The sequence below is a fragment of the Streptomyces sp. NPDC036822 genome (assembly GCF_055609145.1).
Window position 1 is genome coordinate 300,634 of sequence record NZ_JBVJPY010000001.1, and the last position, 12,628, is coordinate 313,261.

Annotated in this window: 10 protein-coding genes; 1 reads left to right on the plus strand and 9 read right to left on the minus strand. The window is 71.3% G+C overall.

Features of this window, described 5'->3' with window-relative positions; genetic code table 11:
- Positions 1-355 precede the first annotated feature (355 nt).
- Entirely contained in the window at positions 356-3,493 is a 3,138-nt protein-coding gene (gene ileS, locus ACZ68P_RS01425) for an isoleucine--tRNA ligase (RefSeq protein WP_471000858.1), read from the plus strand.
- 480 nt (positions 3,494-3,973) lie between these two features.
- On the opposite strand, the gene ACZ68P_RS01430 is transcribed toward ileS, so the two are convergent.
- The 9 genes from ACZ68P_RS01430 to ftsW all read right to left on the minus strand — a co-directional run bounded on the left by ACZ68P_RS01430 (position 3,974) and on the right by ftsW (position 12,599).
- Complete coding sequence (locus ACZ68P_RS01430) at positions 3,974-5,119, minus strand: DivIVA domain-containing protein (RefSeq protein ID WP_365715078.1); 1,146 nt, start codon at positions 5,117-5,119, stop codon at positions 3,974-3,976.
- A gap of 55 nt (positions 5,120-5,174) precedes the next feature.
- The gene (locus ACZ68P_RS01435; protein ID WP_365715077.1) at positions 5,175-5,465 is read right to left on the minus strand and encodes a YggT family protein; all 291 of its coding nucleotides are present in this window, start codon (positions 5,463-5,465) and stop codon (positions 5,175-5,177) included.
- Between the two features lie 76 nt (positions 5,466-5,541).
- A complete protein-coding gene (locus ACZ68P_RS01440) occupies positions 5,542-6,165 on the minus strand; it encodes a cell division protein SepF (RefSeq protein WP_365715076.1) in 624 nt (207 codons plus the stop codon).
- Positions 6,166-6,288: 123 nt separating this feature from the next.
- Positions 6,289-7,008: a YggS family pyridoxal phosphate-dependent enzyme gene (locus tag ACZ68P_RS01445; RefSeq protein WP_471002373.1), complete on the minus strand. Its 720-nt coding sequence runs from the start codon at positions 7,006-7,008 to the stop codon at positions 6,289-6,291.
- 16 nt (positions 7,009-7,024) lie between these two features.
- Positions 7,025-7,753, minus strand: coding sequence for a peptidoglycan editing factor PgeF (gene pgeF, locus ACZ68P_RS01450; RefSeq protein ID WP_471000863.1), 729 nt, complete (start codon positions 7,751-7,753; stop codon positions 7,025-7,027).
- Positions 7,750-8,958, minus strand: coding sequence for a cell division protein FtsZ (ftsZ, locus tag ACZ68P_RS01455; RefSeq protein WP_365715074.1), 1,209 nt, complete (start codon positions 8,956-8,958; stop codon positions 7,750-7,752). The genes pgeF and ftsZ overlap by 4 nt, the downstream gene beginning before the upstream one ends.
- A gap of 279 nt (positions 8,959-9,237) precedes the next feature.
- A complete protein-coding gene (locus ACZ68P_RS01460) occupies positions 9,238-10,050 on the minus strand; it encodes a cell division protein FtsQ/DivIB (RefSeq protein ID WP_471000867.1) in 813 nt (270 codons plus the stop codon).
- Between the two features lie 110 nt (positions 10,051-10,160).
- On the minus strand, positions 10,161-11,255 hold the full coding sequence (gene murG, locus ACZ68P_RS01465) for an undecaprenyldiphospho-muramoylpentapeptide beta-N-acetylglucosaminyltransferase (protein ID WP_471000871.1): 1,095 nt from the start codon (positions 11,253-11,255) through the stop codon (positions 10,161-10,163).
- Between the two features lie 6 nt (positions 11,256-11,261).
- Positions 11,262-12,599 carry a putative lipid II flippase FtsW gene (gene ftsW, locus ACZ68P_RS01470; protein ID WP_471000874.1) on the minus strand — a complete coding sequence of 446 codons (1,338 nt, stop codon included), beginning with the start codon at positions 12,597-12,599 and terminating at the stop codon, positions 11,262-11,264.
- Positions 12,600-12,628: the final 29 nt, after the last annotated feature.

Here is a 12,628-nt window from a genome sequence, read left to right on the forward strand (position 1 = left end):
CCCCACCACCCCGTGTGGCCATTCGGGTCACCGGAATCCGGTCGGCCGCGCCGCCCCCGGGCCCGTACACTGGGCGCAGCGAAAGGCTTGGATGGGGACGAGTAGCGTCGTACGCAGCCATGAGCGACCCGGGGACGGTGAGAGCCCGGGGGCGAGCCCGATGTGAAGCATCACCCCGGAGCCGCCGGAAGAACGCCGTGAGCAGTCCCTCGGCCAGTAGACCCGGCATCGCGACCCCAATGAGGGGGCCACGGGCGCACGCCCGGGGCCAAGGAGGGTGGTACCGCGGGAGCCGCGCAGCACGGCGCTCTCGTCCCTCCGGACGGAAACGAGACAGTCCGCCGGAGGAAGATCGATGTCGCAGTACCGCCAGGTGCCCGCCCAGGTCGACCTGCCCGCGCTCGAGCACGCCGTGCTCGATTTCTGGCGCGAGAGCAAGGTCTTCGCCAAGACCCTGGAGCAGTCCGAGGGCCGCCCCGAGTGGGTGTTCTACGAAGGCCCGCCCACCGCCAACGGCATGCCCGGCGCCCACCACATCGAGGCCCGCGTCTTCAAGGACGTCTTCCCCCGCTTCCGGACCATGCGCGGCTACCACGTCGCCCGCAAGGCCGGCTGGGACTGCCACGGCCTGCCGGTCGAGCTCGCCGTCGAGAAGGAGCTGGGCTTCTCCGGCAAGAAGGACATCGAGGCGTACGGCATCGCCGCGTTCAACGACAAGTGCCGCGAGTCCGTGACCCGGCACACCGACGCCTTCGCCGAGCTGACGACCCGCATGGGCTACTGGGTCGACCTGGACGACGCGTACCGGACGATGGACCCCGAGTACATCGAGTCGGTCTGGTGGTCGCTCAAGCAGATCTTCGACAAGGGCCTGCTCGTCCAGGACCACCGCGTCGCCCCATGGTGCCCGCGCTGCGGCACCGGCCTGTCGGACCACGAGCTGGCGCAGGGGTACGAGACGGTCGTCGACCCGTCCGTCTTCGTCCGCTTCCCGCTGACCTCCGGCCCGCTCGCCGGCGAGGCGGCGCTCCTGGTGTGGACGACGACCCCCTGGACCCTGGTCTCCAACACCGCGGTCGCCGCGCACCCCGAGGTCAGCTACGTCGTCGCGTCGAACGGCGAGGAGAAGCTGGTCGTCGCCCAGCCGCTGCTGGAGAAGGCGCTCGGCGAGGGCTGGGTGACCACCGGCGAGTCCTTCACCGGCGCCGAGATGGAGCGCTGGACCTACCGGCGCCCCTTCGAGCTCGTGGAGTTCCCCGCGGAGGCGCACTACGTCGTCAACGCCGAGTACGTCACAACCGAGGACGGTACGGGTCTGGTCCACCAGTCCCCCGCCTTCGGTGAGGACGACCTCAAGGTCTGCCGCGCCTACGGCCTGCCCGTCGTGAACCCGGTCCGCCCCGACGGCACCTTCGAGGAGGACGTGCCGCTGGTCGGCGGCGTCTTCTTCAAGAAGGCCGACGAGGCGCTCACCGCCGACCTGGACGCGCGCGGCCTGCTCTTCCGGCACGTCCCGTACGAGCACAGCTACCCGCACTGCTGGCGCTGCCACACGGCGCTGCTCTACTACGCGCAGCCGTCCTGGTACATCCGTACGACCGCGGTCAAGGACCGTCTCCTCCAGGAGAACGAGAACACGAACTGGTTCCCGGAGTCGGTCAAGCACGGCCGGTTCGGCGACTGGCTGAACAACAACATCGACTGGGCGCTCTCCCGGAGCCGCTACTGGGGCACGCCGCTGCCGCTGTGGCGCTGCGAGGACGACCACCTCACGTGCGTGGGCTCGCGTGCCGAGCTGACCGAGCTGACGGGCACCGACCAGTCGGAGCTCGACCCGCACCGCCCGTACATCGACGACGTCACCTTCACCTGCACGGCGGAGGGCTGCGCGAAGACCGCCACGCGCGTGCCGGAGGTCATCGACGCCTGGTACGACTCCGGCTCGATGCCGTTCGCCCAGTGGGGTTACCCGTACAAGAACAAGGAGCTGTTCGAGAGCCGCTATCCGGCGCAGTTCATCTCCGAGGCCATCGACCAGACGCGTGGCTGGTTCTACACGCTGATGGCGGTCGGCACGCTCGTCTTCGACAAGTCCTCGTACGAGAACGTGGTCTGCCTCGGCCACATCCTCGCCGAGGACGGCCGCAAGATGTCCAAGCACCTGGGCAACATCCTGCAGCCCATCCCCCTGATGGACCAGCACGGCGCGGACGCGGTCCGCTGGTTCATGGCGGCCGGCGGTTCCCCGTGGGCGGCCCGCCGGGTCGGCCACGGCACGATCCAGGAGGTCGTCCGCAAGACCCTCCTGACCTACTGGAACACGGTCGCCTTCCAGGCGCTGTACGCCCGTACGTCGAGCTGGTCGCCGTCGGCCGCCGACCCGGCGCCGGCCGACCGCACGGTCCTGGACCGCTGGCTGCTGAGCGAGCTCAACGCCCTCGTGGACCAGGTGACGCAGGCCATGGAGGCGTACGACACCCAGCGCGCCGGCAAGCTCGTCTCGGCGTTCGTGGACGACCTGTCGAACTGGTACGTGCGTCGTTCGCGCCGCCGGTTCTGGCAGGGCGACAAGGCGGCGCTGCGCACGCTCCACGACGTCGTGGAGACCGTCACCCGGCTGATGGCCCCGCTGACCCCGTTCATCACCGAGCGGGTCTGGCAGGACCTGGTGGTCCCCGTGACGCCGGACGCCCCGGAGTCGGTCCACCTCGCGACGTGGCCGGAGGCCGACACGTCGGCCATCGACCCGGAGCTGTCGCAGCAGATGCTCCTGGTCCGCCGTCTGGTGGAGCTGGGCCGGGCGACGCGGGCGGAGTCGGGCGTGAAGACGCGCCAGCCGCTGTCCCGGGCGCTGGTGGCCGCGACGGGCTTCTCCGCCCTCTCGCCAGAGCTCCGGGCGCAGATCACGGAGGAGCTGAACGTCTCCTCGCTGGCGGCGCTGTCCGAGGTCGGCGGCTCGCTGGTCGACACGACGGCGAAGGCGAACTTCCGGGCGCTCGGCAAGCGCTTCGGCAAGGGCGTCCAGGACGTGGCGAAGGCGGTCGCGGCGGCGGACGCGGCGGCGCTGTCGCTCGCGCTGCGCTCCGGCGAGGCGGTCCTGTCGGTGAACGGCGAGGACGTGACGCTCTCCCCGGAGGAGGTCGTCATCACGGAGACGCCGCGAGAGGGCTGGTCGGTCGCCTCGGACGCGGGCGCCACGGTCGCGCTGGACCTGGAGATCACTCCGGAGCTGCGCCGGGCGGGCCTGGCCCGTGACGCGATCCGCCTGATCCAGGAGGCCCGCAAGAACAGCGGCCTGGACGTGGCGGACCGGATCGCCCTGCGCTGGACCTCGGAGTCCCCCGAGACGACCGAGGCCCTGACGGCCCACGCGGAACTCATCGCGGACGAGGTGCTGGCCACGGACTTCGCCACGACCCCCGCCGACGACTCCTTCGGCTCCCCGTTCACGGACGAGGGCCTCGCCCTGACGTTCCGCCTGCGCAAGGCATAACCCGTCCGAGAGGGCCCGGCACCCCGTGGTGCCGGGCCCTCTCGCATCCTGGGGCCCCGCCCACCCGGACGCCCCGGCCGCGGGGGGCCGGTCGCGGGGCGGGCCCGCCCTCCCCGGCCCCACGCCCGGCCCCTAGCCCGACGAGCGGGGGCCCGCCGTGCCCCCGCCCGACCTGGCCTCCTCCGGCCTTCCCGGCCGCCCCCTCGCGGCGGCGGACGTCCGCGACTCCGCGCCGAGAGCGGGACCTCGAAGGCCCCGGCCTCGCGCCGCCCTCCCGGCGCGGGCCCTCCCCGCCCTTCCGGCCCGGGGCGCGGGGGCCACTGCTCCCCCGCCGCGGGTGCGGCATCGAGCCGCCGCGGCGCCCCGTCCCGGTACGGCACCTCCCGCCCGCCCACGGCAAAAGGGCCGGGCCCCTGGTTTCCCAGGGGCCCGGCCCTCAGCCTGCCGACGGCTACGCGCTCATCGCGCGAACGCCCGCCGTCAGTTGTCGTCCTCGTCGATCAGGAAGCCGCGCATCGGCGCCGGCGCCTGCTGCATCGGCTGCGGCGCCTGCGGCCGGACCGGTGCCATCGGCTGGGTCATCGCCGGGGACATCTGCTGCTGGCCACCGTAGGAGGGCCCACCGCCCATCGACGGTCCGCCACCCATGGTGCCGTTCCCGCCGTACGACGGCGCGCTCGCGCCGGCCGAGGCCATCGAGGGCGACGGCGGCAGGGAGGCGGTCGCCGGCGTCCGCGGCGGAGCCAGCGAGTCGTCGGCCTGGGTCTCCAGCTGGCGCAGCTGCGACTCGAGGTAGGACTTCAGACGGGTGCGGTACTCGCGCTCGAAGCCGCGCAGGTCCTCGACCTTGCGCTCCAGCGTCGCGCGGGCGGACTCCAGGGAGCCCATCGCGACGCGGTGCTTCTCCTGCGCGTCCCGCTCCAGGGCGTCGGCCTTGGCGCGGGCGTCCCGCTCCAGGCCCTCGGCGCGCGAGCGCGCCTCGCCGACGATCTTGTTGGCCTCGGAACGGGCCTCCGCGATCGCCTGGTCGGCCGTCTGCTGGGCCAGCGAGAGCACACGCGCGGCGCTGTCGCCACCGGGACCCTGCTGCTGCATCGGCTGCTGCATCTGCTGCTGGGGGTGCCCCATCGGGCCGCCCATCGGCTGACCCATCGGGCCACCCTGCATGGGGCCGCCCTGCATCTGGCCACCCTGCATCGGGCCGCCCTGCATGGGACCGCCCTGCATCTGACCCGGGCCGCCCATGGGGCCGCCCTGCATCTGGCCGTGGCCACCGGGGCCGGCCGGGAGCTGCGGCGCACCGGACGGCAGCTGCGGCGGACCCATCTGCGGGGGCTGCTGCTGAACCGGCGGTCCGGATATGGCGGCGGGCACCGGGGCGCCGGGACCGACGGGACGATCCTGCTGCTCCGGCGGCTTGCGCATGCCCTGCTGCTGCTGGTTCTGCGCGGCGGCACGCGTGGCGGCGGCCAGCTTCGCGCGCAGGTCCTCGTTCTCGCGGAGCAGGCGGGTCAGTTCGGCTTCGACCTCGTCGAGGAAGGCATCGACCTCGTCCTCGTCATAGCCTTCTCGAAGGCGGACGGTCGTGAACTGCTTGTTCCGCACGTCCTCGGGAGTCAGCGGCATCTCTTCTTCACCTCTACGTAGTCGTCGGCAGTCGGCAAGACCGTATCGTCCACATTCACCTCGCGAAGCTGCTCACGACGGAGATCAGGATATAGACGATGATCATCAGAACGAAGAAGGACAGGTCGAGTGCCACGCCCCCGAGACGCAGCGGCGGAATGAACCGCCGCAGAAGCTTGAGCGGTGGATCGGTGACAGTGTAGGTGGCCTCGAGAACGACCACCATCGCCTTACCGGGTTCCCATGCGCGTGCGAACTGGAAGACGTAGTCCATGACCAGTCGGAAGATCAGCACGATGAGGAAGCACATCAGAGCGATGTAGACCACTTGTAGTGCGACGCCCATCCCGCGCTTCCCTCTCCCCTGGCTCGTGCTCTCGCTTGACCGGCCTCTCGGCCGGGCCGTTCCGGTCCCGTGGTTCTCAGCTCTGGTTGAAGAATCCGCCCTCTGCGATGCGGGCCTTGTCCTCCGCCGTGACATCGACGTTAGCAGGCGACAACAGGAACACCTTCTGCGTCACGCGCTCAATGCTGCCATGGAGCCCGAAGACGAGTCCGGCGGCAAAGTCGACAAGTCGCTTCGCGTCCGTGTCGTCCATCTCGGTGAGGTTCATGATCACGGGGGTGCCCTCGCGGAAGTGTTCCCCGATGGTACGGGCCTCGTTGTAGGTCCGCGGGTGCAGCGTGGTGATGCGGTAGGGCTCCCGCTCGGACACGACCTTGGGCATGATCACCGGTGCGTTCTTCTCCAGGCTCGGGCGTTCGGGTGTGATGGATGCCACGGGGGCGATACGCGCCGGACGTCCGCTTTCGGCGGAAAGCGGGACGGCGTGCGCGACCGGCTCGCGCGGCGCGGCCTGCTGCACCACTCGTACCGGTTCCTCCCGCTCCACCTGGCGCGGGGGCTGGTGGTGGCGCCGCTCCCGCTCGGGCTCGGGCTCCAGCTCGGGTTCGAAGTCGTCGTCGGGGTCGAATCCCCGGCCGTCGTACCCATCGTCCTCCACGAGGCCGAGGTAGACCGCCATCTTGCGCATCGCGCCGGCCATTCTCTGAGTCCTCCGCTCTGTGGTGGATCGGCCTCGTCACCAAGTGCCCGCGATCCACGCGGCCTGCCCGCCATCGGCGGGAATGACCATATTTTCTGCTGTGGTCCGACTTGCTTGGCGACGTTACCCGAGCCTGGGGCGGACACCCAGTACCGCCGTACCGATGCGCACATGTGTCGCTCCGGCCGCCACGGCCTCTTCGAGGTCCGCACTCATCCCCGCGGACACCATGTTCGCAGCCGGACGGGTCGTGCGCAGGGCAGTCGACAAATCCATCAGCCGGTCGAACGCGGCACGTTGCCGCCCGGCGTACGGTCCGGCGAGCGGCGCGACGGTCATCAGCCCGTCGAGCCGGAGTCCGGGTGCGGCGTCCACGGCGGCGGCCAACTCCTCGATGCCGTCGGGCGCCACGCCGCCGCGCTCCCCCCGCTCGCCCGACTCGGCGTCGAGCGCGACCTGGACGAGGAGGCCCAGCTCCCGGCCGGCCCTCTCCGCCGCCGCCGAGAGCGCGGTGACCAGCTTCAATCGGTCGACGGACTGCACGACATCGGCATAACTCGTCACAGAACGGACCTTGTTGGTCTGCAACTGACCGACGAAGTGCCAGCTCAGGTCCAGATCCGCGCACGCGGCGGCCTTGGGGGCGGCGTCCTGGTCCCGGTTCTCGGCGACGTGCCGGACCCCGAGTTCGTACAGGTGTCGCACATCGCTCGCGGGGTAGGTCTTCGTGACCACGATGAGGGTCACGTCCTCCCGTCGGCGCCCGGCGGCCGCGCAGGCCGCGGCGATACGTTCCTCCACCCGCGCGAGGTTCTCCGCGAGTTCGGCCTTGCGGCCCGTCATGCCCGTCATGTCTCTCTCAGTCCAACCAGACATATCCCGCGAGTCGCCCCGTGGTGCGATCGCGGCGGTACGAGTAGTGGTCGCCCGACTCCCGGGTGCAGACCGCGCTCGCCCGCAGGTCCCGGACCCCGAGCCGCTCCAGCTGGGCGTGGACTCCGGCCGTGACGTCGACGGCCGGCGTTCCCCAGCTGGTCCGCGCCCGGGCGGCCGGCTCGACCGCGGCGACCTCGTCCCGCATCTCGGCGGGCACTTCGTAGCACCGCCCGCAGACGGCGGGACCGGTGCGGGCGGCGATCCTGGCCGGGTCGGCGCCGAGTTCGATCATGGCCTTCACGGCGGCCGGGACGACTCCCGCCACCATTCCGGGCCGTCCGGCGTGGGCCGCGGCCGCCACCCCGGCGACCGGGTCGGCGAGGAGCACCGGAGTGCAGTCGGCGGTGAGGACCGCGAGGGCGAGGCCGCGCCGGGTGGTGACGATCGCGTCGACCTCGGGTGCGGGCCGTTCGCCCCACGGTCCGTCGACCACCGCCACGTCGGCGCCGTGGACCTGGTTCATCCAGACGACCTGTCCGGGGTCGAGCCCCAGGGCGCCGGCCGCACGCGCCCGGTTGGTCCGCACGGCCTCGGGGTCGTCCCCCACCGCGCCGCCGAGGTTGAGCTCCTCGTACGGAACGGCGCTCACCCCGCCCCACCTGTCGGTGAAAGCGAAGTGCGCGCCGTTCACGGGCTCGAGCCGGTCTATCACTTCAGGAAGTCCGGGACATCCAGCTCTTCGGCCTGTGTGTCCGGGTACGGGCGGGCCGGCGGGACCGCCGGCGGGGAGACCGGGGCGAGCGGGGTCTCGTTGACCACCGGTGCGGGCTCGGCCGGAGCCGGCGGCTCGTCCCGGGGGGTGACCGTGCCCAGACCGCCGAGCGGACGCTCGGTGGCGCGCGGCGCCGGGGCCGGCTCCTCGCGCTTGGCCGAGGACGAGCTGAGGATGTTGTCCCGGCGGGCCGGCGGCTGGCCGCCGTCGAAGCCGGCCGCGATGACCGTGACCCGCACCTCGTCGCCCAGGGCGTCGTCGATGACGGCGCCGAAGATGATGTTGGCCTCGGGGTGGGCCGCCTCGCTCACCAGCTGCGCGGCCTCGTTGATCTCGAAGAGACCGAGGTCCGAGCCACCGGAGATGGAGAGCAGCACGCCGCGGGCGCCGTCGATGGACGCCTCGAGGAGCGGCGAGGAGATCGCCATCTCGGCGGCGGCCACCGCGCGGTCGTCGCCGCGGGCGGAACCGATGCCCATGAGGGCCGACCCGGCCTCGGACATGACCGACTTGACGTCGGCGAAGTCGAGGTTGATCAGACCGGGGGTGGTGATGAGGTCGGTGATGCCCTGCACACCGCTCAGCAGCACCTGGTCGGCCGACTTGAAGGCGTCGAGCACGGAGACCTGACGGTCCGAGATCGAGAGCAGCCGGTCGTTCGGGATGACGATGAGGGTGTCGACCTCTTCGCGGAGCTCGGCGATGCCGTCCTCCGCCTGGTTGGCCCGGCGGCGACCCTCGAAGGTGAAGGGCCGGGTGACCACACCGATCGTCAGGGCGCCGAGCGAGCGCGCGATGTTGGCCACGACGGGTGCGCCGCCGGTGCCGGTGCCGCCACCTTCGCCGGCGGTGACGAAGACCATGTCGGCCCCCTTGAGGACCTCCTCGATCTCCTCACGGTGGTCCTCTGCCGCCTTGCGACCGACTGCCGGGTTGGCCCCGGCCCCGAGGCCGCGGGTGAGTTCACGACCGACGTCGAGCTTGACGTCGGCGTCGCTCATCAACAGGGCTTGCGCGTCCGTGTTGATCGCGATGAACTCGACGCCCTTGAGACCGACCTCGATCATTCGGTTGATGGCATTGACACCACCGCCGCCGACACCGATGACCTTGATGACTGCGAGGTAGTTCTGCGGTGCTGCCACGTCGAAGGCCTCTCGCCTCGAGTTACGTGTCGCCGCTTCGCGGGGTTAGTCGCGCTGCGTCGACGGATGCCGATGGGACGGTCCGAAACGCCGACCCAAACCCTAACCTTGAACTTTAGGGTTACCAGTGTCTCTGTTCGCTGGACTCTTCCGAACAGGACACTAAGTCGACAAGTGGCGCACGTTCAACGAACACGCCGAACCTCCCGTTTTTCTTTTCACCCTATGTGATCACCCGTAGCGCTGGCCAACCAGGGCGCTGGCCAGCGGTGATGCGCGTCAACTTCCGGACGAGGCGGGGGCGGTGGGGGCGCTTACATCGAAGTGCCCCGCTTTGGGCGTCGCCTTCATGAGCGCGGTGAGGACCCGCGCCTTGACCTCTCCGTCCTCACCACTGCCCCAGAAGACCGTCCGGCCACCGGTGAGCTCCAGAGTGATGGAGTCGTACGAGGTGACCCTGACGACACGAGTGTCCGCCGCGATTTTCCCGGGGAGTTCGCCCGTCACGCCTACCGCCTCCCGCATCAGGCGGTCCGCGTCGAACCGTCGCAGGCTCGGCGAGGAGGCGGTGTCGAGGGCGAGTTCGGGTACGCCTGCGGGGGCCTTGTCGACGGTGGCGAAACGGGTTCCGGTGGAGTCCACTTCGGTGAACTTTCCGCCCTTTTCCACCAGCAGAACCGGTTTCCGTTCCGTCACTTTCAGACCGATTCCATGCGGCCAGGAACGCTCGACCTCGACGGTGTCGATACGGGGCAATTCCCGCAGGAGTCGCGCCCGGATCGCCTCCGTGTCCACGGAGACCAGGGGGGCTCCGATCGGTACGGCGGCGACCGCCTCGACCTCACGCGGGGTCAGGACCTCGGTGCCGGTGGTCGCCACCCGCTCCACGCGCAGCCAGGACGAGCCGTAGAGGGCCCAGACGACGCCCGCCACGACCGCGACCGCGGCCAGTGCGATCATCAGTCCGCGCGGGCCGGGGAGCGGGACCCGGCCGGTCCCGCGCTCCCGGCCACCCGGGCGGGAGGGCCGCCGCGACGGGCCCTTCGGCTTGCTCGCGCCGCTCTTCTCCGCGGTCGTCGACCCGGCTGCCACCTGGCGTCCCCTGCCTTCCGTCCGTTCCGCTGGGCCCTGCCCGCCTCCGGGGCGCCGAGTGCGCCCCGTCGGCTCGCCCGCCCACCCGCCAAGGGGCCGAGCGCCAGGCTTCAGCCCTGCCGGCGGGCGGCGATCGCCTCGTACACCATGCCGACGAGCAGGTCGTCGGCATCCCGGCGGCCGAACTCGGCGGCGGCGCGGGACATCTCGTACAGACGGTGCGGATCGGCCAGTACGGGCAGGACGTTGCCCTGGACCCACTGCGGCGTCAGTTCCGCGTCGTCGACGAGGAGTCCGCCGCCCGCCTTGACCACCGGCTGGGCGTTGAGCCGCTGTTCGCCGTTGCCGATGGGCAGCGGGACGTAGGCGGCGGGCAGCCCGACGGCGGAGAGTTCGGCGACGGTCATCGCGCCCGCGCGGCAGAGCATCATGTCGGCGGCGGCGTACGCGAGATCCATCCGGTCCACGTACGGTACCGGCACGTACGGCGGCATTCCGGGCATGTTGTCCACGCGCGGCAGTTCGTTCTTCGGGCCGACCGCGTGCAGGATCTGGATGCCCGAGCGCTGGAGCACCGGGGCGATCTGCTGCACGACCTCGTTGAGCCGCCGCGCGCCCTGGGAGCCGCCGGAGACCAGCAGGGTGGGCAGGTTCGGGTCGAGACCGAAGGCGGCACGCGCCTCGGGACGGACCCGGGCCCGGTCCAGCGTGGCGATGGTGTGCCGCAGCGGGATGCCGATGTACCGGGCGCCCCGCAGCTTGGAGTCCGGGGTGGCGACGGCGACCCCGGCCGCGTAGCGCGAGCCGATCTTGTTGGCCAGACCCGGCCGGGCATTGGCCTCGTGGACGACGATCGGCACCCCGAGGCGCTTGGCGGCGAGGTAGCCGGGCAGCGCGACGTAGCCGCCGAAGCCGACCACGCAGTCCGCCTTGGTCCGCTCGAGGATCTGCTCGGCCGCCTTGATCGTGCCGCGCAGCCGCCCGGGGACGGTGATCAGCTCGGGTGTGGGCCTGCGCGGCAGCGGGACGGCGGGGATGAGCGCCAACTCGTAGCCCCGCTCGGGCACGAGCCGGGTCTCCAGACCCTTCTCCGTGCCGAGCGCCGTGATTCCCACGCTCGGGTCCTGCCTGCGCAGGGCATCCGCGAGGGCGAGCGCGGGCTCGATGTGGCCGGCGGTCCCCCCACCGGCGAGTACGACATGCACCGAAATTCACCGCTCTCCGGACGGACGCTTCTTGACGCGCCGTCGCATCGACTTCCATCTCACCCCGGCCCGCTTGCCCCAGCCGGGGCGGCGCATGGCCAGGGCCGCTTTCGCGGCGGGCTCCTGTCGCGCGAAGGCGATCAGCAGTCCGACGGCGAACATGGTCGGCAGCAGGGCTGACCCTCCGTAGGAGAACAGCGGGAGCGGGACACCGGCGATCGGCAGCAGGCCGAGCACCGCACCGATGTTGATCACGGCCTGGGCCGTGATCCAGGTGGTCACACCTCCCGCGGCGTACCTCACGAAGGGGTCCTCCGTGCGTCCGGCCACGCGGATACCCGCATAGCCTAGAGCCGCGAACAGGGCGAGTACCGACAGCGTCCCCGCCAGACCCAGTTCCTCACCGGTGACGGCGAAGATGAAGTCCGTGTGCGCTTCGGGTAGTTGACCCCATTTTTCCACACTGGCACCCAGCCCGGAACCGAACCATCCGCCCGACGCCAGAGCATAGATGCCGTGCGCCGCCTGCCAGCAGGGGTCCCCCTCGCCGCCGGGCTCGCTGGCCCCGATGCAGGCGAACCGCCGCATCCGGTTCGGGCTGGTCTTGATGAAGAGCAGCCCGATGGCGGCCGCGACGGCGAGGACGCCGGCGAAGAGCCGGGTGGGCGCGCCGGCGGTCCACAGCAGGCCGAAGAGGATCGCCGTGAGGATGATCGCCGTGCCCATGTCGCCGCCGAGCATGATCAGCCCGAGGAGCAGGAAGGCGCCGGGGACCAGCGGGACCAGGATGTGCTTCCACTGGGACAGCAGGCGCATGTCCTGTTTGCGGGCCAGCAGGTCCGCGCCCCAGAGGATCAGCGCCAGCTTGCCGAACTCGCTGGGCTGGAGCTGAAACGGTCCGCCCAGATAGATCCAGTTCTGGTTGCCGTTGACCGCGTGCCCTATCCCGGGGATCTGGACGAGCGCCATCAGGAAGACGGTGCCGACGATGAGCGGGTAGGCGAGCGCGCGGTGCAGCTTGACCGGCATCCGGGAGGCCAGGAACAGCAGCCCCGCGCCGATGAGCGCGGCCAGGAACTGCTTGCCGAAGAAGTACGAGGGGGCGAGTTCGTAGCGCAGGGCCGTGATCATCGACGCGGAGTAGACCATCACCAGGCCGAGGGTGGTGATGAGCAGTCCGGCGCCGAGGATCACGTAGTACGCGGTCAGGGGGCGGTCCCAGGCGCGGCGCGCCTGCTCGTACATCCGCCGTACCCCGCCGCCGGGGTTCCGTGGCGGCGCGGGGGCGCGGCCCGCGCCGCGCAGGGCGGACGGCCGGCGTGGTCCGGCGGTTCGGCTCGGCATGGTCGCTGTCCCCTCCGGTCGTGCCCGGC

Coding starts and splice junctions, on each gene's coding strand:
- ileS (WP_471000858.1), top strand. CDS start 356: ATGTCGCAGTACCGCCAGGTGCCCGCCCAGGTCGACCTGCCCGCGCTC.
- ACZ68P_RS01430 (WP_365715078.1), bottom strand. CDS start 5,119: ATGCCGCTGACTCCCGAGGACGTGCGGAACAAGCAGTTCACGACCGTC.
- ACZ68P_RS01435 (WP_365715077.1), bottom strand. CDS start 5,465: ATGGGCGTCGCACTACAAGTGGTCTACATCGCTCTGATGTGCTTCCTC.
- ACZ68P_RS01440 (WP_365715076.1), bottom strand. CDS start 6,165: ATGGCCGGCGCGATGCGCAAGATGGCGGTCTACCTCGGCCTCGTGGAG.
- ACZ68P_RS01445 (WP_471002373.1), bottom strand. CDS start 7,008: ATGACGGGCCGCAAGGCCGAACTCGCGGAGAACCTCGCGCGGGTGGAG.
- ftsW (WP_471000874.1), bottom strand. CDS start 12,599: ATGCCGAGCCGAACCGCCGGACCACGCCGGCCGTCCGCCCTGCGCGGC.